The 26,297-nt window shown below is 72.8% G+C and carries 21 protein-coding genes; 11 read left to right on the forward strand and 10 right to left on the reverse strand.

The annotated features are described in order from the left end of the window. The first annotated feature begins 76 nt into the window (after positions 1-76). Positions 77-904, forward strand: coding sequence for a DsbA family protein (locus ACFW9Z_RS20570; protein ID WP_384642699.1), 828 nt, complete (start codon positions 77-79; stop codon positions 902-904). Positions 905-1,022: 118 nt separating this feature from the next. Further along, positions 1,023-2,033: a prolipoprotein diacylglyceryl transferase gene (gene lgt, locus ACFW9Z_RS20575; RefSeq protein ID WP_384642702.1), complete on the forward strand. Its 1,011-nt coding sequence runs from the start codon at positions 1,023-1,025 to the stop codon at positions 2,031-2,033. A gap of 47 nt (positions 2,034-2,080) precedes the next feature. Here the strand turns inward: lgt and ACFW9Z_RS20580 are convergent, their stop codons facing one another. The 7 genes from ACFW9Z_RS20580 to ACFW9Z_RS20610 all read right to left on the reverse strand — a co-directional run bounded on the left by ACFW9Z_RS20580 (position 2,081) and on the right by ACFW9Z_RS20610 (position 10,344). Further along, positions 2,081-2,914 carry an HpcH/HpaI aldolase/citrate lyase family protein gene (locus tag ACFW9Z_RS20580; protein WP_384643063.1) on the reverse strand — a complete coding sequence of 278 codons (834 nt, stop codon included), beginning with the start codon at positions 2,912-2,914 and terminating at the stop codon, positions 2,081-2,083. A 29-nt stretch (positions 2,915-2,943) separates the two neighbouring features. Further along, positions 2,944-4,146 carry a CaiB/BaiF CoA transferase family protein gene (locus ACFW9Z_RS20585; protein ID WP_384642704.1) on the reverse strand — a complete coding sequence of 401 codons (1,203 nt, stop codon included), beginning with the start codon at positions 4,144-4,146 and terminating at the stop codon, positions 2,944-2,946. After that, positions 4,143-5,027 (reverse strand): ribokinase, encoded by an 885-nt coding sequence (rbsK, locus tag ACFW9Z_RS20590; protein ID WP_384642707.1) that lies wholly within the window; start codon positions 5,025-5,027, stop codon positions 4,143-4,145. The genes ACFW9Z_RS20585 and rbsK overlap by 4 nt, the downstream gene beginning before the upstream one ends. Further along, entirely contained in the window at positions 5,024-6,463 is a 1,440-nt protein-coding gene (locus tag ACFW9Z_RS20595; protein WP_384642710.1) for an ADP-ribosylglycohydrolase family protein, read from the reverse strand. The genes rbsK and ACFW9Z_RS20595 overlap by 4 nt, the downstream gene beginning before the upstream one ends. Positions 6,464-6,624: 161 nt before the next feature. Beyond that, complete coding sequence (locus ACFW9Z_RS20600) at positions 6,625-7,821, reverse strand: ADP-ribosylglycohydrolase family protein (RefSeq protein WP_384642713.1); 1,197 nt, start codon at positions 7,819-7,821, stop codon at positions 6,625-6,627. Beyond that, entirely contained in the window at positions 7,745-9,253 is a 1,509-nt protein-coding gene (locus tag ACFW9Z_RS20605; RefSeq protein WP_384642716.1) for an ADP-ribosylglycohydrolase family protein, read from the reverse strand. Before ACFW9Z_RS20605 ends, ACFW9Z_RS20600 begins: the two co-directional genes overlap by 77 nt. Continuing rightward, positions 9,250-10,344 (reverse strand): ADP-ribosylglycohydrolase family protein, encoded by a 1,095-nt coding sequence (locus ACFW9Z_RS20610; protein ID WP_384643066.1) that lies wholly within the window; start codon positions 10,342-10,344, stop codon positions 9,250-9,252. Before ACFW9Z_RS20610 ends, ACFW9Z_RS20605 begins: the two co-directional genes overlap by 4 nt. 334 nt (positions 10,345-10,678) lie before the next feature. Between ACFW9Z_RS20610 and ACFW9Z_RS20615 the strand changes: the two genes are divergently transcribed. The 3 genes from ACFW9Z_RS20615 (at position 10,679) to ACFW9Z_RS20625 (ending at position 17,979) form a co-directional block, all read left to right on the forward strand. Beyond that, positions 10,679-11,410 carry a VIT1/CCC1 transporter family protein gene (locus tag ACFW9Z_RS20615; RefSeq protein WP_384642719.1) on the forward strand — a complete coding sequence of 244 codons (732 nt, stop codon included), beginning with the start codon at positions 10,679-10,681 and terminating at the stop codon, positions 11,408-11,410. Positions 11,411-11,966: 556 nt separating this feature from the next. Continuing rightward, on the forward strand, positions 11,967-16,526 hold the full coding sequence (gltB, locus tag ACFW9Z_RS20620) for a glutamate synthase large subunit (RefSeq protein WP_384642722.1): 4,560 nt from the start codon (positions 11,967-11,969) through the stop codon (positions 16,524-16,526). Beyond that, complete coding sequence (locus tag ACFW9Z_RS20625; protein WP_384642725.1) at positions 16,519-17,979, forward strand: glutamate synthase subunit beta; 1,461 nt, start codon at positions 16,519-16,521, stop codon at positions 17,977-17,979. The genes gltB and ACFW9Z_RS20625 overlap by 8 nt, the downstream gene beginning before the upstream one ends. Before the next feature lie 193 nt (positions 17,980-18,172). Here the strand turns inward: ACFW9Z_RS20625 and ACFW9Z_RS20630 are convergent, their stop codons facing one another. After that, the gene (locus ACFW9Z_RS20630) at positions 18,173-19,090 is read right to left on the reverse strand and encodes a rhomboid family intramembrane serine protease (RefSeq protein WP_384642728.1); all 918 of its coding nucleotides are present in this window, start codon (positions 19,088-19,090) and stop codon (positions 18,173-18,175) included. Positions 19,091-19,263: 173 nt separating this feature from the next. Here ACFW9Z_RS20630 and ACFW9Z_RS20635 point away from each other — a divergent pair, with 173 nt between their 5' ends. The 3 genes from ACFW9Z_RS20635 to ACFW9Z_RS20645 all read left to right on the forward strand — a co-directional run bounded on the left by ACFW9Z_RS20635 (position 19,264) and on the right by ACFW9Z_RS20645 (position 21,162). After that, positions 19,264-20,013: a vWA domain-containing protein gene (locus tag ACFW9Z_RS20635; RefSeq protein ID WP_384642731.1), complete on the forward strand. Its 750-nt coding sequence runs from the start codon at positions 19,264-19,266 to the stop codon at positions 20,011-20,013. Next, positions 20,010-20,567 (forward strand): HutD family protein, encoded by a 558-nt coding sequence (locus ACFW9Z_RS20640; RefSeq protein ID WP_384642734.1) that lies wholly within the window; start codon positions 20,010-20,012, stop codon positions 20,565-20,567. Before ACFW9Z_RS20635 ends, ACFW9Z_RS20640 begins: the two co-directional genes overlap by 4 nt. Positions 20,568-20,631: 64 nt before the next feature. After that, the gene (locus ACFW9Z_RS20645) at positions 20,632-21,162 is read left to right on the forward strand and encodes a pyridoxamine 5'-phosphate oxidase family protein (protein ID WP_384642737.1); all 531 of its coding nucleotides are present in this window, start codon (positions 20,632-20,634) and stop codon (positions 21,160-21,162) included. 53 nt (positions 21,163-21,215) lie between these two features. Here ACFW9Z_RS20645 and ACFW9Z_RS20650 read toward each other — a convergent pair whose 3' ends face one another. Further along, positions 21,216-22,202: an acyl-CoA dehydrogenase family protein gene (locus tag ACFW9Z_RS20650; protein WP_384642740.1), complete on the reverse strand. Its 987-nt coding sequence runs from the start codon at positions 22,200-22,202 to the stop codon at positions 21,216-21,218. Then, the gene (locus ACFW9Z_RS20655; RefSeq protein ID WP_384642743.1) at positions 22,202-23,347 is read right to left on the reverse strand and encodes an acyl-CoA dehydrogenase family protein; all 1,146 of its coding nucleotides are present in this window, start codon (positions 23,345-23,347) and stop codon (positions 22,202-22,204) included. Before ACFW9Z_RS20655 ends, ACFW9Z_RS20650 begins: the two co-directional genes overlap by 1 nt. A gap of 108 nt (positions 23,348-23,455) precedes the next feature. Here ACFW9Z_RS20655 and ACFW9Z_RS20660 point away from each other — a divergent pair, with 108 nt between their 5' ends. Genes ACFW9Z_RS20660 through ACFW9Z_RS20670 form a run of 3 tightly spaced genes read left to right on the forward strand, consistent with a single transcriptional unit; the run spans position 23,456 to position 26,084 of the window. Next, positions 23,456-24,238, forward strand: a complete 783-nt coding sequence (locus ACFW9Z_RS20660) for an SDR family oxidoreductase (protein ID WP_384642746.1) — start codon at positions 23,456-23,458, stop codon at positions 24,236-24,238. Positions 24,239-24,274: 36 nt separating this feature from the next. After that, entirely contained in the window at positions 24,275-24,886 is a 612-nt protein-coding gene (locus tag ACFW9Z_RS20665; protein WP_384642753.1) for a TetR/AcrR family transcriptional regulator, read from the forward strand. A 40-nt stretch (positions 24,887-24,926) separates the two neighbouring features. Then, a complete protein-coding gene (locus tag ACFW9Z_RS20670) occupies positions 24,927-26,084 on the forward strand; it encodes an acetyl-CoA C-acetyltransferase (protein ID WP_384642756.1) in 1,158 nt (385 codons plus the stop codon). Positions 26,085-26,297 lie beyond the last annotated feature (213 nt).

Here is a 26,297-nt window from a genome sequence, read left to right on the forward strand (position 1 = left end):
CCGTCGGCGTCACCTGAACGGGTGGAATATGGACCGGGGAGGCGCGTACGTGCCTCCCCGGTTCGTTGCTGCGGGTGTGAGCGACAAGATTCCTGAGGGAAACAGAAGTGCGCGTGAGCGCCTGGCCCAGCAGCGCGAGCAGGAGAAGGGCCGTGAGAAGCGCCGCCGTACGCTGATCGTCTCCTCGGCCGTGATCGGCGTCCTGGCGCTGGCCGGAGTGGTCGGCCTGATCGCGGCCAACGTGGGCAAGGAGGGCGGCGGCGACAGCGCCTCCGGCCCCGCCATCACCCCGTCGGGAGCGACCGGCGAGGACTCCCTGACCCTGCCGGTCGGCGCCTCCGACGCCCCGTCCACGCTCACGATCTGGGAGGACTTCCGCTGCCCGGTCTGCGCCCAGTTCGAGAACGCCTTCCGGGACACCATCACCGAGCTGGTGGAGGCGGGCCAGCTCAAGGTGGACTACCACCTGGCCACGATCATCGACGGCAACCTGGGAGGCAAGGGCTCGCTGCGCGCCGCCAACGCCGCCGCCTGCGCCCAGGACGTCGGCAAGTTCGCCCCGTACCACGACGTCCTCTTCCGCAACCAGCCGCCCGAGCCCGACGACGCCTTCGCCAAGAACAGCCGGCTGATCGAGCTGGCCGGTGAAGTCGAAGGGCTCGACACACCGGGCTTCCGCAGCTGTGTGGAGGAGGGCGAGCACGACAGCTGGGTGCAGAAGTCCGACACCGCGTTCCGCGAGGGAGGCTTCCAGGGCACCCCGACCGCACTCCTCAACGGTGAGTCGATCTTCCCGAAGAAGGGCGACGAGCAGATCTCCGTGGAGAACCTGAAGAAGTGGGTCGCCGAGGCCAACAAGGGCAAGAAGCCCGGCACCGCCACCCCGTCCGCACCCGCTTCCTGAGGGGCCGGGGGAGCCCTGGAAGGGCGGATTCAGGGGCCCGTGACCGTGCCCCCGTTACCCAGAAGTTGCCGGGCGGCTTGCCGTACCCACCGCCCGGCAGGGTAGCGTCGACCCCGTCATGAACCTTGCCTCCATTCCCAGCCCGTCGACCGGCGTGATCGAGCTCGGCCCGATCCCGCTGCGCGGCTACGCGTTCTGCATCATCATCGGTGTCTTCGTCGCCGTCTGGATCGGCAACAAACGCTGGGTCGCCCGTGGCGGCAAAGCAGGCACCGTCGCCGACATCGCCGTCTGGGCCGTGCCCTTCGGCCTCGTCGGCGGCCGGCTCTACCACGTGATCACCGACTACCAGCTCTACTTCAGCGAAGGCCAGAACTGGGTCGACGCCTTCAAGATCTGGGAGGGCGGCCTCGGCATCTGGGGCGCGATCGCCCTCGGTGCGGTCGGCGCCTGGATCGGCTGCCGCCGCCGGGGCATCCCGCTGCCCGCCTGGGCGGACGCGCTGGCCCCCGGTATCGCCCTCGCCCAGGCCATCGGCCGCTGGGGCAACTGGTTCAACCAGGAGCTGTACGGCAAGCCGACCGACCTCCCCTGGGCGCTGGAGATCAGCGAGGGCCCGAACCGGGTCGCCGGGACGTACCACCCGACCTTCCTGTACGAGTCGCTGTGGTGCATCGGCGTCGCGCTCCTGGTCATCTGGGCCGACCGCCGCTTCCGGCTCGGCCACGGACGGGCGTTCGCGCTGTACGTCGCGGCCTACTGCGCCGGGCGCGGCTGGATCGAGTACATGCGGGTCGACGAGGCCCACCACATCCTCGGCCTGCGGCTGAACGTATGGACCGCGATCATCGTCTTCGTCCTGGCCGTCGCCTACATGGTGGTCTCCGCCCGGCTCCGCCCGGGCCGCGAGGAGATCGTCGAGCCGGACAGGGCCGTCGAGTCCGCTGAGGCCGCCGCTGCCACCGCTGCCACCGCGAAGAAGGACGAAGCGGACGCGGACGGCACGGACGCACCCGAGGCCGACAGCACGGACGGCGACCCGCTCAAGAAGGACGCGGCGGACGACGGCGGCGCGGCCAAGGACCCGCTGAAGAAGGACTCCGCCCCCGAGGCAGCCGACAAGAGCTGACCTCCCGCGCGCACTGCCCCCGATCGCCGGGCGGACCTGAGGAAAACTCAGGACCGCCCGGCGATCGCCAGTGTGCGGCGCGCCGACGCCACCACCGCCGCGTCCACGAACCGCCCGTCCGGCAGCGCCAGCGCCCCCGCCTCCATCGCCGAGGCCGCGATGATCTCCTCGGCCGCCTCGATCTCCCGCTCCGTCGGCCGGAACGCCCGCTCGATCACCTCCAGCTGACGCGGATGGATCGCCGCCCGCCCCAGCAGCCCGAGCCCCCGCCCCCGTACGCAGGACGCCCACAGCCCGTCCAGGTCGCGGACGTCCGGGAAGACCGACTGCGCGGGCGGTGGCAGCGCGGCCGCCCGGGCCGCCACCACGAGCCTGCTGCGCGACCAGTCGAGCCCGCTGTCCTCCCGTACGCCGAGATCCGCGCGGAGATCCGCCTCGCCCAGCGCGATGCCCCGGACGGCGGGGTCGGCCGAGGCGATCGAGTACGCGTGCTCCACGCCGAGCGCCGACTCCAGCAGGGGATAGAGCGGTACGCCGGGGGCCACCGCCGCCACATGGTGCACGGACACCGCGTGCGTGATCTTGGGCAGCCGGAAACCGGACAGGCCCGGCAGCTCCATCAGCGCCCGGACGTCGTCCTCGCCGTGCACCCGGACATGGAGGGGTACGGCGTCGGGGGCGGCGGTCACCGGGTCCGCGAGGAGCTCGGCGGTGGCGGCGCGCGCGTACTCCTTGCGGTCGGGGGCGACCGCGTCCTCCAGGTCGACGATCACCACGTCCGCCCCGCAGCCGAGCGCCTTGGCCACCACCTCCGGCCGGTCCCCGGGGACGTACAGCCAGGTCAGCGGGGGGCGGCCGGCCGGGGAGACCTCCTCCGGCAGAGGGGGAACGGACGCGGCCGGGCAGTCGCTCACAGCGCCCCCTGCTCCCGCAGCGCCGCGATCCGGGCCTCCGAGAGGCCGAGCCCGTGCAGGATCTCCTCGGTGTCCGCGCCGTGCGGGCGGCCCGCCCAGCGGATGGCGCCCGGGGTCTGAGAGAGCCGGAAGAGGACGTTCTGCATCCGCAGCGGCCCCAGCTCCGGATCGTCGACCTCGGCGATGCTGCCCAGCGCCCGGTACTGCGGGTCCTCCATCACCTCCCGTACGTCATGGATCGGCGCCACGGCCGCCTCCGCCTTCTCGAAGCCGTTCAGCACCTCCTCGCGGCTGTGCCGGGAGATCCAGTGGCCGACCGCCCCGTCCAGCTCCTCGGTGTGCTCGGCCCGGCCGGTGCCCGAGCCGAACCAGGGCTCCTCGATCAGCTCCGGGCGGCCGACCAGCCGCATCACCCGCTCGGCCACCGACTGGGCGGAGGTGGAGACCGCGACCCAGTGGCCGTCCGCGGTGCGGTAGGTGTTGCGCGGGGCGTTGTTGCGGGAGCGGTTGCCGGTACGCGGCTGGACGTAACCGAGCTGGTCGTACCAGAGCGGCTGCGGCCCCAGCACGGTGAGGATCGGCTCGATGATCGCCAGGTCCACCACCTGCCCCTCGCCGGTCTTCTCCCGCCCGGCGAGCGCGGCCATCACCGCGTACGCCGTCGCCAGCGCCGCGATGGAGTCCGCGAGGCCGAACGGCGGCAGCGTCGGCGGCCCGTCCGGCTCCCCGGTGATCGCCGCGAACCCGCTCATCGCCTCGGCCAGCGTGCCGAACCCGGGCCGGTGCGCGTACGGCCCGAACTGGCCGAAGCCGGTGACCCGGGCCAGCACCAGCCGAGGATTGACGGCATGCAGCTCGTCCGGTCCGAGCCCCCAGCGCTCCAGCGTCCCCGGCCGGAAGTTCTCGACGATGACGTCGGTCTCGGCGGCCAGTCGGAGCAGCACGTCCCGGCCGCCCGGGGCGGACAGATCGAGGGTGAGAGTGCGCTTGTTGCGGCCGAGCAGCTTCCACCACAGGCCGACGCCGTCCTTGGCGGGTCCGTGGCCGCGCGAGGGGTCGGGCCTACGGGGGTGCTCGACCTTGATCACATCGGCGCCGAAGTCCCCGAGCATGGTGGCGGCGAGCGGTCCGGCGAAGAGGGTGGCGAGGTCGATGACCTTCAGCCCGGTGAGCGGGCCTGATGCCGTGCTGGTGGTCATGCTGCCTCGATCTCGCTGCGGTACGGCATGGACGTGGACGCGCCCGGCTTCTGGACGCAGAGTGCGGCGGCCGAGGAGGCGAAGGCCAGAGCCTTGGCCACGGGCCGCCCCTCCCCGAGCGCCACCGCCAGCGCCCCGACGAACGTGTCCCCGGCCCCGGTCGTGTCGACGGCCCGCACCTCGGGCGCCTCGAACAGCACGGGCTCGCCGCCCCGGGCCGCGTACAGGCAGCCCTTCGCCCCGAGCGTGATGATCACCTCGGGCACCTGCCGCAGCAGGACCTGGGCGGCGGCGTGCGGTTCGGCCTGCCCGGAGAGTTCGGCGGCCTCGTACTCGTTCGGGACCAACAGGTCGATGTGGTCCCAGAGTTCATCGGGCAGCGGCTGTACGGGGGAGGGGGTGAGGATGGTCCGTACGCCCTGGGACCGGGCCGCGCGGGCGCCCTCCACGACGGCGGAGAGCGGGAGTTCGAGCTGCATGAGCAGCAGTTCGGCGGCGGCGATGGCGGCGATCTCCCCGGGGCCGAGCGCGGTGACGACGCCGTTGGCGCCGGGGATCACGACGATCGCGTTGGCCCCGGTGTCGTCGACGACGATGTGCGCGGTGCCGCTGGGGCCTTCGGCGGTGTGGAGCAGGTCGGTGTCGACCCCGGCGTGTTCGAGGCCGTCGCGCAGTTGGGCGCCGTACGCGTCGTCGCCGACCGCGCCGATCATCGTCACCTCCCCGCCCGCGCGGGCGGCGGCGACGGCCTGGTTGGCGCCCTTGCCGCCGGGGATGGTCCGGAACTCCCGGCCGGTGACGGTCTCCCCGCGTTCCGGGGCGCGGGCGGTGTAGGCGACGAGGTCCATGTTGGTGCTGCCGAGCACCGCGATACGGGTCATGGGCGCAGAGCCTCCTGGTGGGTCAGTGCGGCGAGGGTGTCGAACCCGACCTGGTCATAGCCGGGTACGGAGGTGGCGAGGCGGTTCTTCAGGGGAGCCGTCCAGTGGTCGGGCAGGGCGGCCGGGGTGCCCGCGAGGAGTCCGGCGAGGGAGCCCGCGGTGGCCCCGTTGGAGTCGGTGTCCCAGCCGCCGGAGACCGCGTTCCCGATCGACCGGGTGAAGTCGCCGTCGGCGTGGGTGAGGGCGGCGGCGAGCAGCGCGGCGTTGGGCAGCACGTGTACCCAGTGGTGGGTGGCGCCGTACGCGGCGTGCAGCCGGTCCACGACCGCGTCGAACTCCCCTTCCGCGCGGGCGGTTTCGATGCCGAGCCGGACCGCGCGGGCGTACCGCGACCGCGGCGGCACCACCCGCAGCCCGGCGGCCAGGCAGCCGTGCACATCGCTTTCCCCGCCCGCCGCCACGGCGAGTGCGGCCGCCGTGAACATCGCGCCGTAGACCCCGTTGGCGGTGTGGGTGAGGACCGCGTCGCGGTGGGCCTGGGCGGCGGCCCCGGCCGGGTCGCCGGGGTGGGTCCAGCCGTGCACGTCGGCCCGGATCTGGGCGCCGATCCACTCGCGGAACGGGTTGCGGTGGCGGGCCGTCCGCGGGGGCTCGACGCCCGCGAGGAGGTTCCCGTACGCGATCCGCTCGGCGGTGAAGGTGCGGCCCGCCGGGAGTTCGTCGAGCCAGAGGCGGGCCAGGTCGGTGGTGGTGAAGGCGCGGCCGTGGCGTTGGAGCAACAGCAGGGTGAGGAGCGGGTAGTTGAGGTCGTCGTCCTCGGGCATGCCGTCGATGTTCTCGGCGAGGGAGGTGGGGGCCGAGCGGCGGTTCCAGGGGTGGGCGGCGAGCAGTTCCGGGGGGACGCCGCGCTCGGTGAACCAGGTGGTGAGGGGCCAGTCGCCGGTGGCTCGGGCGAGCGCGCGGATGCCGTGGAGGGGCAGCTTCTCCACCGGCTTCCCGAGCAGGCAGCCCGCCGCCCGGCCGAGCCAGGCGGCGTGCAGGCGGGCGTGGGTGACGGTGGGTGTCCGGCCCTGGCGGGCGGTGGGCGTCCGGTCCCGGCCGGTGACCGGCTGCCCGTCCCGGTCGGTGACGGGCGTCCGGCCCCCGTCGGCGGGCACGGCCTCGGGAGGGCCGGGCCAGTGCGGGCAGGCGGCGATGACGCCGTCCAGGTCGGAGGGCTCGTCGGCTGCCAACGGCGATTCCAGCAGGGCGAGTTCGTCGAGGAGCTGCCCGGCGAGGTCGCGCAGCCGCGGCGATGCGGGCGGCTCGGAGGCGCCCGCGCGGTCCGGGGCGGGGGAGCCCCCGGCCGCGTACCACCGCTCCGCGATCTCCCGGGCGTCCCGCCCGTCCTGCGCGGCCTGCCGCAGCTCGTGCCCGACCAGATCCTCGGGCTGCACCCAGGTGAGGCGGACGTGGGGGGTTCGGGGCTGCTCCCGGGGCGGTCGGACGTGGGGGTTTTCGGGCTCTCCCCGGGGGACGCGCGTGTGGGGGGCTTCGGGCTGTGCCCGGGGGGCGTGTACGTGTGCGTCTTCGGGCTCCGCCCCGGGCGGGTGGACGCTCACCGTGCACCGGCCAGCGCGGTGAACGCCTCCTCGTGGGAGCGGCGGCGCTCCAGGTCGCGGGCGAAGACCTCCCGGGCGACCTCCGCCAGGGTGCGGGCCGGGGCCTCCAGGTCCAGTCGGCTCGCCTTCGCGACGGTGGCCGCCCAGTCGGCCGGGACCTCGCCGCCCAGCGCGCCCGCGATGGCCCCGCTCATCGTGGCGATGGAGTCGCAGTCCCGCCCGTAGTTCACCGAACCGAGCACCGTACGCCGGTAGTCGCCGCCCCCGACCAGCAACATGCCCAGCGCGATGGGCAGTTCCTCGATCGCGTGCAGCCGGGAGGGGCGGCGGGCGCCGAGCGAGGGGGAGCGGTAGTCGGGGCCGACGGTGTCGAAGGGCTCCACGGCGGCGCGCAACGGGGCGAGCGCGGACTCGAAGTCGTCGTGGTGCGCGGCGACTTCGCAGACGGCCTCGATCGCGGACCGGGTGCCGTCCTTGGCGAGCGCGAGGGCGGCCTCGATCACCGTCCCCGGCGTGGCGCCCGGGTGGCAGGCAGCGGCCACGGCTGCCGCGAACACTCCGGCGGCCTCCCGCCCGTACGAGGACTGGTGGGGCGCGGCGATCTCCAGCGCCTCGGCGTACGCGGCCTCCGGGTGGGCGGCGTTGACCAGGCCGACCGGGGCCATGTACATCGCGGCCCCGCAGTTGACGATGTTGCCCGTACCGGCCTCGCGCGGGTCGACGTGCCCGTAGTGCAGCCGGGCCACGAGCCACTTCTCCGCCAGGAAGATCCGCTGGAGCGGCAGCGCCTCGGCCTCCAGCTCGGGGATCCAGCGGGGGGACAGGAGGTCCGGTACGAGGTGGTCGGCGACGGCGTACGCGTCAAGGTGGTCGCGGACCCGGCCGTAGACCCGGACCAGGGCGTGGGTCATCAGGGTGTCGTCGGTGACGTGCCCGTCGCCCTTGTGGTACGGGGCGATGGGGCGGGCGGTGCGCCAGTTCTCGCCGTGCCAGGGGCCGACGATCCCGGTCACCCGGCCGCCGTGGCGCTCGGCGATCTGCTCGGGGGTCCAGCCCTCGACCGGGCCGCCGAGGGCGTCCCCCACGGCGGCGCCGACGAGGGCCCGGGTGATGCGGTCATCGAGGCCGGGAGGGGACAGCGGTGTCGAAGGGGCGGGGACGGGCTCGGCTGCCGTGGCCGTTGTGGGCGTCATGTCGGAATTGTCCACCCGGGGTGGCCGGTTCCGTGGCTGCCAGCAGCCCGGCGAGTTCGATCAGGTCCAGGCCCGCCAGCCGGGGCAGCGCACAGCCCGCGAGCGTCCGGCATGCCTCGCGCCACCCCGCCGGTACGGCGCTGACCGAGCCGATCGCCCCGGTCAGCGCCCCGGCCAGGGCGGGCGCGGAGTCCGCGACCCGGGAGAGACAGGCGGCGGCGGGGATGGCCTGGGCGATCTCGCCCCGGGCGGCGGTGGTGAGGGCCAGGGCGACGGGTACGGTCTCGGCGGCGGCGATCCCGTAGCTGTAGACGTGGTCCACGATCTGGTGCTCCAGGACCGGGACCAGGGCGAACGCCCCGGCGGGCTCGTCCGCGAACTCCCGGGCGAGGCGGACCGCGTGCGTGGCGTTGCGGGCGATCTCGGTGCCGTCGGGGAGCTGGGCGAGGGCGGCGTTCACCACCGTGTCGACGTCCGCCCCGGCCAGCGCCACGGCGATCGCGGCGGCCACCGCCCGTGCCCCGTGCACCCCGTCGCCGTCCTGGGTGTAGCGGGCGTCGAACTCCGCGAGCGCCGCCGCCTCCTCCGGGTCGCCGGGGTGGACGACGGCGAGGACGGCGGCCCGTACGCAGGCGGCGTCGTCGAAGTAGTGCGGGTTGTCGTGCCCGGTGGCGGGCGGCCGCAGCCCGGCGGCCAGGTTGCCGAGCCCGGCCCGTACCGAGATCCGGGCGCGCAGCGGGAGCACGGCCGCCTCCACCTCGGGGGCCCGCGCACCGGCCTCGGCGACGGTGGCGGCCAGCGCGTTCCAGGCCCGGTTCACCGCGTCCCGCATCCGGCGGCCGGGGGAGAGCCCGTCCGCGTCGGCAGCCGCCGCCAGCACCGTACGGGCGGCGAACGCGGCCCACTCGGCGTCGTCGGACGGCCCGAGCCGCAGGGGTTCGGGCGGCTGGTTGAGGGCGATGGGTACGGGGAGGGTGGTCGTCGCGTTCTGCTCGGCGAAGGTGTCCAGCTCCCGGGTGAGCCGCCGCGTCCACTCCGGCATCCGCGCCGCCCGATGCCGCGCGGCGGGCCACCCGGCGGCGTCCCCGGAGGCCAGCCCGAGGAGCAGCCCCTCGATCCGGGCGCGGCGAGAGGGGGCGGCCGGGGCGGCGACGGCAGACGGGTCGGACGTTGCGCGCGCGGTGGTCACTACCGGACCTTCTGCGGTCGCGTCGTACGCGGTGGTCACCACCGGGCTCCCGGTGGCCGCCCGGTCTGCGGCCACCCCCGCTGGGCTTGCCGCGCCTGGCTCGCGTGCGGTGGTCACCGTCGGGTTTCCCGTGCCCGGGGTGGCCGCTCGGCCCACGGCCGTCACTGCCGGGCTTCCCGCGCCCGCCTCCCGTGCCGTCGTCATCGCCGGGCCTCCGGTGGGCGTCTCGTGTGCGGTGGTCATCGCCGGTCCTCCCGTACGGGCTCGAAGTCGGCCGACACCGATGCCATCTCCCGTACGGCCGAAGGCTCGCGGCCCCCGCCGCCCCGCTCCTGCGGGCTTCCCGCCGCCTCCGCTCCCTCCGGTGTCAGCAGGTCCGCGATGTCCAGCACGTGGTACCCCCGCATCGAGGGCAGGCAGCTCCCGCGCACCGGGCCGATCGCCGACGCCCACTCCGGGGGGATCGCGCCCGCCCCGTGCAGCGCCCCGGCCAGGGACCCCGCCACCGCCGCCGTCGTGTCCGCGTCGCGGCCCATGTTCACGGCCGTCAGCACCGCCGTACGGAAGTCGCCCCGGGCCGCCGTGAACGCCCCGAACGCCAGGCCCACCGCCTCCGGCGCCAGGTCCGTCCACGGGTAGCCGCCGATCACCACCGCCGAACGCACCGCCCGCTCCATCGTGAGCCGGTCCGGGTACGGGCGCTGGGCCGCCGCCACCGCGCGGCGCAGCGAGCGGGCCGTCCAGGAGTCCATCGGGACCACCGACAGCGCGGCCGCGATCACCGAGGCGAGGCCCGCGCCCACCATCGCGGCCGCCACTCCGGCCGCCACCGCCTGGCCCCCGTAGATTCCCTCGCCCTCGTGGCTCACCCGGCCGTCCACCGCCACCAGCCGGGCCGCCTCGGCGGGGCGCCCGGCCGCGAACACGCCGAAGGGGGCCGCCCGCATGGCCAGGCCGTCGCTCCAGGCGTGCCGGTGCTGGGCCGAGATCGGTGCGGCCAGGCCCCGGCGCAGGTTCTCCAGGGTGCCGCGCTCGCTGAACCCGGCCCCCCGGAACGGGCCCTCGTCCAGATCGGCGATCCAGTGGTGCCAGGCCCGCTCCACATGGGAGACGGTGAGCGCGGAGCCGTGCCGGGCCAGCAGCAGCCCGGAGAAGATCGCGTACTCCGTGTCGTCGGTCCCCGCCGGGTCCTCGCTCACGAACCCTTCGATCCGTCCCCAGCGGCGGCGGATCTCGGAGGGCCGCAGATTCTCCGCCGGGGCGCCGAGCGCGTCTCCGACGGCCAGCCCCAGCAGCGCACCCCTGGCCCGTTCCTTGCCGACGGCCGTGTCCATCCGCTGGTCCATCCGCCGGGCCGTGTGCCGGTCCATCCGCTGGTCCATCCGCGTCGCCCTCCGCTCGTCCGGCGAGTCCGTTTCCGGGCCCTGTCCGCATCTGTGCCACGCGGAGGGCCGATGGAGGCGGGAAGGGGACAGAAAGGGGCCGGTCGGATGACGGCCAGGGAAGCTGAGGCTGGCCTTTCTTCGCAGGTCAGAGGGGTGGTAGGGCAGGCTTGCCTTCCTGGCGAAGATCGCCCGGCGGGCGTACTTTGGACTTTGTCGAAAGTTGTACGCGCAACGGTCCGGCGGAGAAGAACGGTCCGCCGGGAAGCAAGGGGAGACGCACGCCGTGGCCATCATCGAGACCGAAGCCGTCCTGCACGAGGCGCACCGGGACAACCACACCCACCGGGATGTGAATGGCGGCTGGCTGCGCCCCGCCGTCTTCGGCGCCATGGACGGCCTGGTCTCCAACCTCGCCCTGATGACCGGTGTCGCGGGCGGCGCGGTCTCCCAGCAGACCATCATCATCACCGGTCTCGCGGGGCTGGCCGCCGGGGCGTTCTCCATGGCTGCCGGTGAGTACACCTCCGTCGCCTCCCAGCGCGAGCTGGTCGAGGCCGAGCTGGCCGTCGAGCGCCGGGAGCTGCGTAAGCACCCCAAGGACGAGATGGCCGAGCTCGCCGCCCTCTACGAGGCCCGGGGCGTGGACGCACCGCTGGCCGGCGAGGTGGCCCGGCAGCTCTCGCGCGACCCGGAACAGGCGCTGGAGATCCACGCCCGCGAGGAGCTGGGCATCGACCCGAACGACCTGCCCTCCCCGCTCGTGGCCGCCGCCTCCTCCTTCGGCGCCTTCGCGCTCGGCGCCCTGCTGCCCGTCCTGCCCTACCTCCTCGGCGCGAGCGCCCTGTGGCCCTCGGTGCTCCTCGCACTGGCCGGTCTCTTCGGCTGCGGTGCGGTGGTGGCCCGGGTGACAGCCCGCAGCTGGTGGTTCAGCGGGCTGCGGCAGCTCGCCCTCGGTGGCGCGGCGGCGGCGCTGACGTACGGACTCGGCACCCTGTTCGGTGTCGCGGTCGGCTGATCCGGGGCGGCGGCGCCCGTGACCGTCCGTCCCGATGACCGCCCGCCCTCGTGGCCGCCCGTCCCCGGAGCGCCGGGCGGGCGACCGTCCCGAAGTGCCGGGCGGGACCGAGCGGCGCCGGGCGAACGACGTAACCGGGCCGCCCGAACGGCTTAACCGCCCGGCAACCCGTGTGACGTACGTCTTGGCACCGCCCCCTGGGCGGGGCGGGCCCCACGGCCCTAAAATGAGACCCTATGCAGGGCTACACATAAGTAGCCGTTACTCGGTGGTTTCGTTTCCCTTGCCGCCGGGCATGAGCCGTAGGCACCGCAGGCAACGACGCTTGCTCTCTGCGACTCCCCGGGCGCCGATCCTTCCGACAGCGACCCACACCCCCTGGTCGAGCCGGTTGCCTCTGGTCACCCAGTCACTTCCGGTCACTACGGTGTCCGCATGTTGGAACAGGCCTTCCGCTTCTTGAGAAGCGCCCCATCATGTAACCTGCACGAAATTTCGCAGAGGGCCAACGTCGTCCCTCGGCACCGCAAATGCCACGACGACGACGGGAGAGCCGATGCGTATCGACGCCTGGTCGCCCATGGACGGTCGCCCCGCCCAGCAGGGGATGTACGACCCCCGTAACGAGCACGACGCCTGTGGCGTCGGGTTCGTGGCCACTCTGACCGGTGTGGCCAGCCATGAGCTGGTCGAGCAGGCGCTGACCGTACTGCGCAACCTCGAACACCGCGGCGCCACCGGCTCCGAGCCCGACTCCGGCGACGGCGCCGGCATCCTGTGCCAGGTCCCGGACGCCTTCCTGCGCGCCGAGACCCCTTTCGAGCTTCCCGAGGCGGGTGCGTACGCCGTCGGCATCGCCTTCCTCCCCGCCGACGGCTCCACCGAGGCCGTCCGCGCGATCGAGGAGATCGCCACCCAGGAGGGCCTGACCGTCCTCGGCTGGCGCGATGTCCCGGTCACCCCCGCACTCCTCGGCAACGGCGCCCGCGCCACCATGCCCGAGTTCCGTCAGGTCTTCGTCGCCGACGGCGAGTCCACCGGCATCGTCCTGGACCGCAAGGCCTTCGTCCTGCGCAAGCGTGCCGAGCGTGAGGCCGGGGTGTACTTCCCCTCGCTCTCCGCCCGCACCATCGTCTACAAGGGCATGCTCACCACCGGGCAGCTGGAGCCGTTCTTCCCGGACCTCTCCGACCGCCGCTTCGCCTCCACGGTCGCGCTGGTCCACTCCCGCTTCTCCACCAACACCTTCCCGAGCTGGCCGCTGGCCCACCCGTACCGCTTCGTCGCGCACAACGGCGAGATCAACACGGTCAAGGGCAACCGCAACTGGATGAAGGCCCGCGAGTCCCAGCTCGCCTCCTCCCTCTTCGGGCAGGCGCAGCTCGACCGGATCTTCCCCGTCTGCACCCCGGACGCCTCCGACTCCGCCTCCTTCGACGAGGTCCTGGAGCTGCTGCACCTCGGCGGGCGCTCGCTGCCGCACTCGGTGCTGATGATGGTCCCCGAGGCGTGGGAGAACCACGACTCCATGGACCCGGCCCGGCGCGCCTTCTACCAGTACCACTCCACGATGATGGAGCCCTGGGACGGCCCGGCCTGCGTCACCTTCACCGACGGCGTCCAGGTCGGCGCGGTCCTCGACCGCAACGGTCTGCGTCCCGGCCGCTACTGGGTCACCGACGACGGCCTCGTCGTCCTCTCCTCCGAGGTCGGCGTCCTCGACATCGACCCGGCCAAGGTCGTCCGCAAGGGCCGCCTCCAGCCCGGCAAGATGTTCCTCGTCGACACCGCCGAGCACCGCATCATCGAGGACGACGAGATCAAGGCGTCCCTCGCCGCCGAGCAGCCGTACCAGGAGTGGCTGCGGACCGGTGAGATCGAGCTGAGCGACCTGCCCGAGCGCGAGCACATCGTCCACACCCATGCCTCGGTCACCCGCCGCCAGCAGACCTTCGGCTACACCGAGGAAGAGCTGCGCGTCATCCTCGCGCCGATGGCCCGCACCGCCGGTGAGCCGCTGGGCTCCATGGGCACCGACTCGCCGATCGCCGCGCTCTCCGAGCGCCCCCGGCTCCTCTTCGACTACTTCACCCAGCTCTTCGCCCAGGTCACCAACCCGCCGCTGGACGCCATCCGCGAAGAGCTGGTCACCTCGCTGCGCTCCTCGCTCGGCCCCCAGGGCAACATCCTGGAGCCGACCGCCGCGGCCTGCCGCAGCGTGACGCTGCCGTTCCCGGTGATCGACAACGACGAGCTCGCCAAGCTGATACACATCAACGCCGACGGCGACATGCCGGGCATGAAGGCCGCCACCCTCGCCGGTCTCTACCGGGTGAGCGGCGGCGGTGACGCCCTGGCCGCCCGGATCGAGGAGATCTGCACCGAGGTCGACGCCGCCATCGAGGACGGCGCCCGCCTCATCGTCCTCTCCGACCGGCACTCCGACGCCGAGCACGCCCCGATCCCCTCGCTGCTGCTCACCTCCGCCGTCCACCACCACCTCATCCGCACCAAGCAGCGCACCCAGGTGGGGCTGCTGGTCGAGGCCGGGGACGTCCGCGAGGTCCACCACGTCGCCCTGCTCATCGGTTACGGCGCCGCCGCCGTCAACCCGTACCTCGCGATGGAGTCCGTCGAGGACCTGGTCCGCGCCGGTACGTTCATCGAGAACATCGAGGCCGAGCAGGCCATCCGGAACCTGATCTACGCGCTCGGCAAGGGCGTCCTGAAGGTCATGTCCAAGATGGGCATCTCCACCGTCGCCTCCTACCGGGGCGCCCAGGTCTTCGAGGCCGTCGGCCTGGACGAGGAGTTCGTCGGGACGTACTTCAACGGCACCGCCACCAAGATCGGCGGCGCCGGCCTGGAGGTCGTCGCCAAGGAGGTCGCCGCCCGGCACACCAAGGCGTACCCCGCCTCCGGCATCGCGGCCTCGCACCGCGCGCTGGAGATCGGCGGCGAGTACCAGTGGCGCCGCGAGGGCGAGCCGCACCTGTTCGACCCGGAGACGGTCTTCCGCCTCCAGCACGCCACCCGTAACCGCCGCTACGACATCTTCAAGCAGTACACGGACCGGGTGAACGAGCAGTCCGAGCGCCTCATGACGCTCCGCGGCCTCTTCGGCTTCACCTCCGGCCGGGCCCCGATCTCCGTCGACGAGGTCGAGCCCGCCTCCGAGATCGTCAAGCGGTTCTCCACGGGTGCCATGTCGTACGGCTCCATCTCCCGCGAGGCGCACGAGACGCTGGCCATCGCGATGAACCAGCTCGGCGGCAAGTCCAACACCGGAGAGGGCGGCGAGGACCCCGACCGCCTCTACGACCCGGCGCGCCGCTCCTCCATCAAGCAGGTCGCCTCCGGCCGCTTCGGTGTGACCAGCGAGTACCTGGTCAACGCGGACGACATCCAGATCAAGATGGCCCAGGGTGCCAAGCCCGGCGAGGGCGGCCAGCTGCCCGGCCACAAGGTCTACCCCTGGGTCGCCAAGACCCGGCACTCCACCCCCGGCGTCGGCCTCATCTCGCCGCCGCCGCACCACGACATCTACTCCATCGAAGACCTCGCGCAGCTGATCCACGACCTCAAGAACGCCAACCCCGTGGCCCGCATCCACGTGAAGCTGGTCTCCGAGGTCGGCGTCGGCACGGTCGCCGCGGGTGTCTCCAAGGCCCACGCGGATGTCGTCCTCATCTCCGGCCACGACGGCGGAACGGGCGCGTCCCCGCTCACCTCCCTCAAGCACGCGGGCGGCCCCTGGGAGCTCGGTCTCGCCGAGACCCAGCAGACGCTGCTCCTCAACGGGCTGCGCGACCGCATCGTCGTGCAGACCGACGGCCAGCTCAAGACCGGCCGTGACGTCGTCATCGCCGCCCTCCTCGGCGCCGAGGAGTTCGGTTTCGCGACCGCGCCGCTCGTCGTCTCCGGCTGCGTCATGATGCGCGTCTGCCACCTGGACACCTGCCCGGTCGGCATCGCCACCCAGAACCCGGTCCTGCGCGACCGGTTCTCCGGCAAGGCCGAGTACGTCGTCAACTTCTTCGAGTTCATCGCCGAAGAGGTCCGCGAGATCCTCGCCGAGCTGGGCTTCCGCTCCATCGAGGAGGCCGTCGGCCACGCCGAGATCCTCGACAAGGACCGGGCCATCACCCACTGGAAGGCACAGGGCCTCGACCTCACCCCGCTCTTCCACGTCCCCGAGCTGCCCGAGGGCGCGGTCCGCCACCGAATCGTCGAGCAGGACCACGGGCTGACGAAGGCGCTCGACAACCAGCTGATCAAGCTGGCCGCCGACGCGCTCGGCGCCGACAGCCCCGAGGCCGCCCAGCCGGTCCGGGCCCAGGTCGCCATCCGCAACATCAACCGCACGGTCGGCACCATGCTCGGCCACGAGGTGACCAAGAAGTTCGGCGGTGCGGGCCTGCCCGAGAACACCATCGACATCACCTTCACCGGCTCGGCAGGCCAGTCCTTCGGCGCCTTCCTGCCGCGCGGGGTCACCCTGCGCCTGGAGGGCGACGCCAACGACTACGTCGGCAAGGGCCTCTCCGGCGGCCGGGTCGTCGTCCGCCCCGACCGGGGCGCCGACCACCTCGCCGAGTACTCCACCATCGCGGGCAACACCATTGGCTACGGAGCGACCGGCGGCGAACTCTTCCTGCGTGGCCGTACCGGCGAGCGCTTCTGCGTCCGTAACTCCGGCGCGCTCGTCGTCTCCGAAGGCGTCGGCGACCACGGCTGCGAGTACATGACCGGCGGCCACGCCGTCGTCCTCGGCGAGACCGGACGGAACTTCGCCGCCGGTATGTCGGGCGGTGTCGCGTACGTCATCGACCTGAACCGCGACAACGTCAACGTGGGCAACCTCGGCGCCGTCGAGGAGCTCACCGACACCGACCAGCGGTGGCTGCACGACGTGGTGCGCCGCCACCAGGAGGAGACCGGCTCCACCGTCGCCGGGAAGCTCCTGGCCGAGTGGGACACCGCCGTGACCCGCTTCAGCAAGATCATCCCGTCCACGTACAAGGCAGTGCTCGCCGCCAAGGACGCCGCTGAGCTCGCCGGTCTCTCCGAGCAGGAGACCACCGAGAAGATGATGGAGGCGGCGACCAATGGCTGACCCCAAGGGCTTCCTGACCACCGGACGCGAGGTCGCCCAGACCCGCCCCGTGGCCGAGCGCGTCAAGGACTGGAACGAGGTCTACGTTCCGGGCTCGCTGCTCCCGATCATCAGCAAGCAGGCCGGCCGCTGCATGGACTGCGGCATCCCGTTCTGCCACAACGGCTGCCCGCTCGGAAACCTCATCCCCGAGTGGAACGACTACGCCTACCGCGAGGACTGGACCGCCGCCTCCGAGCGGCTGCACGCCACGAACAACTTCCCGGAGTTCACCGGGCGGCTCTGCCCGGCCCCCTGCGAGTCGGCGTGCGTCCTCGGCATCAACCAGCCGGCCGTCACCATCAAGAACGTCGAGGTCTCCATCATCGACAAGGCGTGGGACAGCGGCGACGTCACCCCGCAGCCGCCCGAGCGCCTCTCCGGCAAGACCGTCGCGGTCATCGGCTCGGGCCCGGCGGGTCTCGCCGCCGCCCAGCAGCTGACCCGGGCCGGTCACACCGTCGTCGTCTACGAGCGCGCGGACCGCATCGGGGGCCTCCTCCGCTACGGCATCCCCGAGTTCAAGATGGAGAAGTCGCACATCAACCGCCGCATCGAGCAGATGCGACTGGAGGGCACCAAGTTCCGTACGGGGGTGGAGATCGGCCAGGACATCGACGCCGCCAAGCTCCGCCGCCGCTACGACGCGGTCGTCATCGCGGCCGGTGCCACCGTCTCCCGCGACCTGCCGGTCCCCGGCCGCGAGCTGAACGGCGTCCACTTCGCGATGGAGTACCTGCCGCTCGCCAACAAGGTGCAGGAGGGCGACCTGACCGTCGCCCCGATCCACGCGGGCGGCAAGCACGTCGTCGTCATCGGCGGCGGCGACACCGGAGCCGACTGCGTGGGCACCGCCCACCGCCAGGGCGCGGCCTCCGTCACCCAGCTGGAGATCATGCCGAAGCCGGGCGAGGAGCGGAACGCCAACCAGCCCTGGCCGACCTTCCCGATGCTCTACAAGGTCACCTCCGCGCACGAGGAGGGCGGCGAGAGGGTCTACTCCGTCTCCACCACCCACTTCGAGGGGGACGAGGACGGAAACGTGGCTGCCCTCCACCTGGTCGAGGTCGAGTTCAAGGACGGTAAGCTGGAGCAGAAGCCCGGCACCGAGCGGCGCCTTCCCGCGCAGCTCGTCACCCTCGCCATGGGCTTCACCGGAACCGACCAGTCCAACGGTCTGGTCCAGCAGTTCGGCCTGGAGCTCGACCAGCGCGGCAACGTCGCCCGCGACGAGCACTACGCGACCAACGTCGACGGCGTCTTCGTCGCCGGTGACGCGGGACGCGGCCAGTCGCTGATCGTCTGGGCGATCGCCGAGGGCCGCTCCGCCGCCCGCGGAGTGGACCGCTTCCTGACCGGGACCAGCGCCCTGCCGGCCCCGGTCCGCCCGACGGACCGCGCCCTGCTGGTCTGAGCACCACCCGGGTTCCCCCTGGGCCCACGCGGCCCGGGGGTGAGCCCCCAGATACGTCCCGTACAACGGCGTACGGAACTGAACGCGGCGCCCGCCTGTCCCCGACCGGACTCAGTGGGCGCCGTGGCGCGTCCGGGGCCGGTCGGGTCCGGAGCCGGTTCGGCCCGGTGTTACGTCCGACCGGCCGGCTCTCTCAGACCCCGCCGCCCGTCAGCGCCGAGGTCTGCACCGCCACCGCCACCGCGAACAGACCCAGCAGCACCACCCCGCCCGCGAGCTGGACCGGCCAGGTCCGCAGCCTCGCCGGGGCGTAGGCGAGCCCGTACGTCACCAGCGCCCCGGTCAGCAGCCCGCCCAGGTGCCCCTGCCACGAGGTGAACAGGGCCGAGAGCACCATCCAGAGCAGGAACCCCGCCATGAACCGGTTGACCGCCGCCATGTCATGGCCCAGCCGCCGGTTGATGACCCAGTACGCGGCGGCCAGCCCGAACACCGCACCCGAGGCGCCGACGGTGGACGTGTCCGGCGCCAGCAGATACACGGCGACCGAACCGCCCACCGCCGCCAGCAGATACAGCGCCAGATAACGGGCCCGGCCGAGCTGCCCCTCCACCGCCCGGCCGATGTTCCACAGGGCGAACATGTTGAACAGCAGGTGCATCACCCCGAACGAGGTGTCCGGCGGCAGGTGCAGGAACGCCCCGGTCACCAGCCGGTACCACTCGCCGTCCGCGATCCCCGACAGCTCGTACCCGGGGAACGACTCGCCCCGGTAGTAGTACTGCTCGCCGTCCGGCCCGGTGAGTACGGCACCGAGCACCGCGAACCGGTCCACGATCTCGGGCCGGACCACCTCGCCGATGTAGGCGAGCACGTTGAGCGCCATCAGGACGTACGTCACCACCGGAGCCATCGCCCCGGACACCGCCCCGCCGAACACCGTCCGGGCCCGCCGTACCGAACGGTGCCCCTCCTTCACGCACTCCGTGCAGTGGTAGCCGACGGCGGCCTCGTGCATGCAGTCCGGGCAGATGGTGCGCTCGCAGCGGGTGCAGCGCACATACGTCTCGTACGACGGATGGCGGTAACACGTGGTGGCGGCGGCCTCCATGACCGGCTCCTTCACTGTTTCACTGGGAAGTGCGTTGCGGGGCCGGTGTGGGCGGCGGCGATCAAGATAGCGAACGGGTGTGAAGGACCCACGGACCGGGGGCCGGGCGGTGACCTACCCTCAAGGTCCGCAGTCCGCGGTACGGAGAGCAGTACGGAGAACGGGGGGCCGTCATGCACGGTTCGAACACGGCCGTGGGCACCGGCCCGGCCATCAGCCTGAGCAAGGTCCAGGAGACGGCTCCCGGTCTCGTCAGCCTCTACAAGAGCGCCGGGGTCTCGCTGGCCAAGCACGGGCTGAACGGCCGGCGGGCGGCCGTCTACCTCGTGCTCGACTACTCCGGCTCGATGCGCGAGTACTACAAGGACGGCAGCGTCCAGGCCCTGGCCGACCAGGTGCTGGGCCTCTCGGCCCACCTCGACGACGACGGGCGCGTCCCCGTGGTGTTCTTCTCCACCGGCATCGACGGGTTCGGGGAGGCCGGGCTGAGCGACCACCACGGGATCATCGACAAGATCGTGGCGAACCTCGGGCACATGGGCCGCACGAACTACCACCTCGCCATGGACGCCGTCATCGACCACTACCTCGACAGCGGCTCCACCGCGCCCGCCCTGGTCGTCTTCCAGACGGACGGCGGGCCCACCAGCAAGCTCGCCGCCGAGCGCTACCTCTGCAAGGCCGCGAAGCTGCCGCTGTTCTGGCAGTTCATCGGCTTCGGCGACACCCGCAGCACCCAGTTCGACTTCCTGCGCAAGCTCGACGAGCTGGCCGTCCCCGCCAAGCGGGCGGTCGACAACGCCGGGTACTTCCACGCCGGACCCGACCCCCGCAAGGTCCCGGACGCCGAACTCTACGACCGGCTGGTGGCGGAGTTCCCGCACTGGCTGGCCGCCGCCGAGGCCCAGGGGATCGTCCGATGAGCGTCCGTGTCCTGCGCGCCGCCGACCGTGAGCCCGTCCCCTGGAAGAACGGCGGCGGGCTCACCCGCGAGGTGGCGGCCGCTCCCGGAGGCACCGACGCGTTCGACTGGCGGGTGAGCCTCGCGGATGTCACCGCCGACGGTCCGTTCTCCCTCTTCCCCGGCATCGACCGCACCCTGACCGTCGTCGAGGGCGCGGGCATGGACCTCGTCGTCGGCGGCGAACACCACATCGTCGACGAACCTCTGTGGCCGCACGACTTCCCCGGCGACCGCCCGACCGAGGGCTTCCTGCTGGCCGGACCGGTCGTCAACCTCAACGTGATGTACCGCAGGGGGCGTACGCGGGCGGAGACCGCCGTCGTCTGCGGCACCGTACGCCTGATGGCACCCCCGGGCGGCGCGGTCCTCGCCCTCTCCCTGGACGACGGGGCCGTGCTCGACGGTACGGACATCCGGCTCGACCGCTACGACGCGGTGCTGGCCGAGGACGCGTCGCCCGGAGTGCTGCGGACGATGGGCCAGGCGGTGGTGATCACGTTCTCGGACGTGTGACCGGGCGGAGCCGGTCGGCGATACCGGACAGAAGGTGTCGGGTATCGGGTGTTCGATGGCGCCCATGACGTCTTCTCCCTCGCCTTCCTCGCCTTCCTCTCCTTCCTCTCCTTCCTCTCCTTCCTCACCTGTCTCCTGGGGCGTCTTCGCCGCCGCCGAGCCCGTCTTCGCCGACACCGTGCGCCGGCGCTTCCAGCTCTACAAGCACCATGTCCTCGCCACCCTGCGCGCGGACGGCTCGCCCCGCGTCACCGGCCTGGAGGCCGACTTCCGCTTCGACGAGCTGCTGCTCGGCATGATGCCGGACTCCCGCAAGGCCCTGGACCTGCGCCGCGACCCGCGCTTCGCGTTCCACGCCAACCCGGGGCCCGACGCCGAGATGGCCGACGGCGATGTCCGCGTCAGCGGCCGGGCCGTGGAGGTCACCGACCCGGAGTTCCTGGCCCGCGTCATCGAGGACGCCGACCCGCCCCAGCCGTTCCATCTCTTCCGGGCGGAGCTGACCGAGGTGGTCCGCATCGGGCTGGACGGCGACTTCCTGGTCATCGAGTCGTGGCGGCCGGGACAGCCGCTGCGTACGGTACGCCGGAAGTGACGCCGGTCCGGAGGCCGGAGGCGGACTGACCCCGGCGTGCAGGCCTGCTCCGCTCACCCCTCAAGCACCCGCGCCCGGCACGCCGACGGCGTCCCCCACGCGTCCCGCAGCGGCCGGGCCCGGCGCAGCCACCAGGCCAGGTCCAGCTCCTCGGTGTACCCCACCGCACCGTGCAGTTGCAGCGCGGTGCGGGCCGCCGCGTACCCCGCCTCGCCCGCCGCCACCTTCGCCGCCGCGACCGCCGCCCCGGCCTCGGGTGCGCCATCGGCCAGCTCCGCCGCCGCCCCGTACAGCAGCGGGCGCGCGAACTCCAGGCCGAGCAGGGTGTCCGCGAGGCGGTGCTTGACCGCCTGGAAGGAGCCGACGGGCACACCGAACTGGGTGCGCTGCTTGACGTACGCCACCGTCGCCCGCAGCAGCTCCTCGCCGCAGCCGAGTGCCTGGGCCGCCGTCGCGAAGGCGGCCCAGGTGCCCGCCGCCCGCGCCGCCTCGTGCACCCGCGCCCCGGCCGCCACCAGCTCGCCGCCCGGCGCCGGGCGGAAGAGCCGCCGCGCCGGGTCCACGGAGGGCGTCCGCTCCACGGCCCCCCGCGTGAGGCGCAGTTCGTCCCCGGTCACCGTGAACACCGCGTCCGCCACATCCGCGTCCAGCGCGTACGGCCCATACCCCTCCATGGCCAGCGACACCACCCCCGTACCGCCCGCGATCCTCGGCAGCCACTCCTTGGCCACCGGACCGCCCACCCCGCCCAGCAGCACCCCCGCCGCCACGCTCTCCACCACCGGCCCCGGCACCCCGTGGCGGCCCAGCTCCACGCAGGCCACGGCCACCTCCACGGGGAGCGGGCCGACACCCCCGTACGCCTCCGGGACCGCCAGCGCGAACACCCCCGCCTCCGCCAGCCGCCGCCACAGGGCCAGCCCCGGACCGTGGTCCCCGGCGGCCCACGCCCGTACGGCAGCGGGGGTGTCGGCCGCCGTCGCCAGCGCGTCCAGGGAGCGGGCGAACTCCCGCTGCTCGTCGGTGAGGAGGAAGCGCATCAGCGCCGTCCCTTCGGCATGCCGAGCAGCCGCTCGGCGATGATGTCGCGCTGGATCTCGTTGGTCCCCGCGTAGACGGGGCCCGCCAGCGCGAAGACGTACCCCTCCGCCCACGCCCCGTCCGCCGCCTCCGCGTCCGGGCCGAGCAGATCGAGCGCGGTCTCGTGCAGCGCGATGTCGAAGCTGGACCAGAACACCTTGTTCAGGCTGGACTCCGCCCCGAGCGCCGCCCCCGCCGCGAAGCGGGACGCGGAGGCGGCCGTGAACAGCCGGTAGGCCCGCGCCCCGATCACCGCGTCCGCCACCCGGTCCCGTACGGCGGTGTCCCCGGGGTCCCCGGCCTCCCGCCACAGGGCCGTCAGCCGGTCGGCGGCGGCCAGGAAGCGGCCGGGGGAGCGGAGGGTGAGGCCGCGCTCGTTGCCGGTGGCCGACATGGCGATGCGCCAGCCCCGGCCCGGCTCCCCGATGACGTCCTCGTCCGGTACGAAGACCTCGTCCAGGAAGATCTCGGCGAAGGCGGGCTTCCCGTCCAGCCGTCCGATGGGGCGCACCGTGACCCCGGGGTCGCGCAGGCCGAACATCAGGTACGTGAGCCCCTGGTGCGGCTTCTCCGCCCCCGGGTCCGTACGGAAGATCCCGAACGCCCGGTCCGCGAACGCCGCCCGCGAGGACCAGGTCTTCTGCCCCGACAGCAGCCAGCCGCCCTCCGTACGCACCGCCCGCGAACGCAGCGCCGCCAGGTCCGAACCGGCCTCCGGCTCCGACCAGGCCTGCGCCCAGATCACCTCGCCGCGCGCCATCGGCTCCAGCACCCGGGCGCGCTGCTCGGCGGTGCCGTGGTCGAAGAGGGTCGGGGCGAGGAGGCTGATCCCGTTCTGCGAGACCCGGCCCGGCGCGCCCGCCGCCCAGTACTCCTCCTCGAACGCCAGCCACCCGAAGAGATCCGCGCCCCGGCCCCCGTACTCCTCGGGCCAGGAGGGGACCGACCACCCGCCCCCGTACAGCTCCGCCTCCCACTCCCGGTGCGCGGCGAAGCCCTCGGCCGTCTCCAGGGAGGGGAGCGGGCGGGCGGGTACATGGGCGCGCAGCCACTGCCGCGCCTCGGCCCGCAGCGCCTCGGTCCGTGCCGTCTGCGCCAGATCCATGAGCGCTCTGCCTTCCGTGAGGCTGTCTTCGGCGGAGCCGTTCCCTAACAAGTGTTTGGTAGGTTAACGTACGGTCCCGAGGTCGTCGAGAAGCCGGGGGATGAGCCGATGAGCGCACCGGACTACCTGCCGGGACACGGACTGCTGACCGGCCGCACCGCCGTCGTCACCGCCGCCGCCGGGGCCGGGATCGGCGGCGCCACCGCCCGCCGCTTCCTGGAGGAGGGCGCCCGTGTGGTCATCGGCGACGCCCATGCCCGGCGGCTGAAGGAGAGCGCGCACGCCCTCGCCGAAGAGTTCGGTGCCGACCGCGTCACCGCCCTGACCTGCGATGTCACCGACGAGAACCAGGTGCGGGCGCTCTTCGCCCACGCCGAAGCCGCCCACGGCCGCCTCGACATCGTCGTCAACAACGCGGGGCTCGGCGGCACCGCCGAACTCACCGAGATGACCGACGACCAGTGGACGAAGATCCTCGATGTCACCCTGAACGGCACCTTCCGCTGTACCCGCGCCGCCCTGCGCTCCCTCAAGGCCGCCGGTACCGGAGGCGTGATCGTCAACAACGCCTCCGTCGTCGGCTGGCGCGCCCAGCGCGGCCAGGCCCACTACGCCGCCGCCAAGGCGGGCGTCATGGCCCTCACCCGCTGCGCCGCCCTCGAAGCGGCCGACTACGGCGTACGCGTCAACGCCGTCGCCCCCAGCCTCGCCATGCACCCCCACCTGGCCAAGGTCACCTCCGCCGAACTGCTCGCCGAACTCACCGGGAAGGAGGCCTTCGGCCGGTACGCCGAGCCCTGGGAGATCGCCAACGTGATCGTCTTCCTGTCGAGCGGCTACTCCTCGTACATGACCGGCGAGGTCGTCCCCGTCAGCAGCCAGCATGCGTAGGCGTAGGCGCACGGGCGGCGGGCGGACAATGGCGGGGTGCCTACCAAGAAGAAGCCCCAGGTGACCCCCACCCCCGAACGGCGCCGCGAACTCCTCGCCACCGCCGCCGAGGTCTTCGCCGCCCAGGGATACAACGCCACCACCGTCCGCCGCATCGCGGACGAGGCGGGGATGCTCGCCGGCAGCCTCTACTACCACTTCGATTCCAAGGAATCGATGGTCGACGAGATCCTCTCCACCTTCCTCGACGAGCTCTGGCAGGGGTACGACGCCGTCCTGGCGGCCGGACTCGGCCCCCGCGAGACCATCGAGGCACTCGTCACCGAGTCCTTCCGGGAGATCGACCGGCACCGTCCCGCCGTCGCGATCTACCAGAAGGAGTCCAGGCACCTCGCCACCCAGCCGCGCTTCGCCTACCTCGCCGACTCGCAGGTCAAGTTCGAGAAGGCCTGGCTCGGCACCCTGGAACGCGGCGTCGCCGAAGGCACCTTCCGCGACGACCTGGACATCCGCCTCACCTACCGCTTCGTCCGCGACACCGTCTGGGTCGCGGCCTCCTGGTACCGGCCCGGCGGACACCACAGCCCCGAGGAGATCGCCCGTCAGTACCTCTCGATGGTGCTGGACGGGATCGCCCTGCGTATCTAGCCACCTCTTTGTACGAGTCACCCCTTGAGGAGCAGAAGCCATGGCCGAGGCCTACATCGTCGAAGCGGTACGGACACCCGTCGGACGGCGCAAGGGGGGCCTCGGGGCCGTCCACCCCGCCGACCTCGGCGCCCACGTCCTGAAGGAGCTCGTCAGGCGCGCGGGCGTCGACCCGGCGGCCGTGGAGGACGTCGTCTTCGGCTGCCTGGACACCGTCGGACCGCAGGCCGGGGACATCGCCCGTACGTCATGGCTGGCCGCCGGACTGCCCGAGGAGGTCCCGGGCGTCACCATCGACCGGCAGTGCGGCTCCTCCCAGCAGGCCCTGCACTTCGCGGCCCAGGGCGTGCTGTCCGGCACCCAGGACCTGGTGGTGGCGGGCGGCACGCAGAACATGACCCAGATCCCCATCGCCTTCGCCTCCCGGCAGGCCGCCGAACCCCTCGGCCTCACCGAGGGCCCGTACGCGGGCAGCGCGGGCTGGCGCGCCCGGTACGGCGACGCGCCCGTCAACCAGTTCCACGGCGCCCAGCTCATCGCCGAGAAGTGGGGGATCAACCGCCGGGGCATGGAGGAGTTCGCCCTCACCTCCCACCGCCGGGCCGTCCGCGCCATCGACGAGGGCCGCTTCACCCGCGAGACCGTCGCGTACGGGGACGTCACCGCCGACGAGGGGCCGCGCCGCGACACCACCCTGGAGAAGATGGCCGCCCTCGCCCCCGTCCTGCCCGGTGGCACGATCACCGCCGCCTGCTCCTCCCAGGTCTCCGACGGGGCCGCCGCCCTGCTCATCGCCTCGGAGCGGGCCGTCGCCGAACACGGCCTCACGCCACGCGCTCGCGTCCACCACCTCTCCGTACGGGGAGAGGACCCGATCCGGATGCTCTCCGCCCCGATCCCCGCCACCGCGTACGCCCTCAAGAAGACCGGCCTCACCATCGACGCCATCGACCTCGTCGAGATCAACGAGGCCTTCGCGCCGGTCGTCCTCGCCTGGCTGAAGGAGACCGGCGCGGACCCGGAACGCGTCAACGTCAACGGCGGGGCGATCGCTCTCGGCCACCCGCTGGGCGCGACGGGAGCCAAGCTGATGACGACCCTCCTGCACGAACTGGAACGCACCGGGGGCCGCTACGGGCTCCAGACCATGTGCGAGGGCGGCGGACAGGCCAATGTGACCATCGTGGAGCGCCTCTGACGACCCCCGGGCGCCCGGGGCGGATCACCCGGGCGACACCGGCCGTACCCCCTCTGGTCAGCCAAGTTTTCCCTCCCGCCGTGTGGTGCGTCACGCCGCGCGAGGAGAGGACGTGCTACGGTGTTCCCGTTGCAGTTTTGGTACCCATGAACTTTATGTGCGCCTGACGGGAATGCTTCCTCAGGCGCTTTATTGTTTTCCGGCTTTCTCCGG

The organism is Streptomyces sp. NPDC059452 (assembly GCF_042750035.1).
Classification (GTDB): domain Bacteria; phylum Actinomycetota; class Actinomycetes; order Streptomycetales; family Streptomycetaceae; genus Streptomyces.

Coding starts and splice junctions, on each gene's coding strand:
- lgt (WP_384642702.1), top strand. CDS start 1,023: ATGAACCTTGCCTCCATTCCCAGCCCGTCGACCGGCGTGATCGAGCTC.
- ACFW9Z_RS20585 (WP_384642704.1), bottom strand. CDS start 4,146: ATGACCACCAGCACGGCATCAGGCCCGCTCACCGGGCTGAAGGTCATC.
- rbsK (WP_384642707.1), bottom strand. CDS start 5,027: ATGACCCGTATCGCGGTGCTCGGCAGCACCAACATGGACCTCGTCGCC.
- ACFW9Z_RS20600 (WP_384642713.1), bottom strand. CDS start 7,821: ATGACGCCCACAACGGCCACGGCAGCCGAGCCCGTCCCCGCCCCTTCG.
- ACFW9Z_RS20605 (WP_384642716.1), bottom strand. CDS start 9,253: ATGACCACCGCACACGAGACGCCCACCGGAGGCCCGGCGATGACGACG.
- ACFW9Z_RS20610 (WP_384643066.1), bottom strand. CDS start 10,344: ATGGACACGGCCGTCGGCAAGGAACGGGCCAGGGGTGCGCTGCTGGGG.
- gltB (WP_384642722.1), top strand. CDS start 11,967: ATGCGTATCGACGCCTGGTCGCCCATGGACGGTCGCCCCGCCCAGCAG.
- ACFW9Z_RS20625 (WP_384642725.1), top strand. CDS start 16,519: ATGGCTGACCCCAAGGGCTTCCTGACCACCGGACGCGAGGTCGCCCAG.
- ACFW9Z_RS20630 (WP_384642728.1), bottom strand. CDS start 19,090: ATGGAGGCCGCCGCCACCACGTGTTACCGCCATCCGTCGTACGAGACG.
- ACFW9Z_RS20635 (WP_384642731.1), top strand. CDS start 19,264: ATGCACGGTTCGAACACGGCCGTGGGCACCGGCCCGGCCATCAGCCTG.
- ACFW9Z_RS20640 (WP_384642734.1), top strand. CDS start 20,010: ATGAGCGTCCGTGTCCTGCGCGCCGCCGACCGTGAGCCCGTCCCCTGG.
- ACFW9Z_RS20645 (WP_384642737.1), top strand. CDS start 20,632: ATGACGTCTTCTCCCTCGCCTTCCTCGCCTTCCTCTCCTTCCTCTCCT.
- ACFW9Z_RS20650 (WP_384642740.1), bottom strand. CDS start 22,202: ATGCGCTTCCTCCTCACCGACGAGCAGCGGGAGTTCGCCCGCTCCCTG.
- ACFW9Z_RS20655 (WP_384642743.1), bottom strand. CDS start 23,347: ATGGATCTGGCGCAGACGGCACGGACCGAGGCGCTGCGGGCCGAGGCG.
- ACFW9Z_RS20660 (WP_384642746.1), top strand. CDS start 23,456: ATGAGCGCACCGGACTACCTGCCGGGACACGGACTGCTGACCGGCCGC.
- ACFW9Z_RS20670 (WP_384642756.1), top strand. CDS start 24,927: ATGGCCGAGGCCTACATCGTCGAAGCGGTACGGACACCCGTCGGACGG.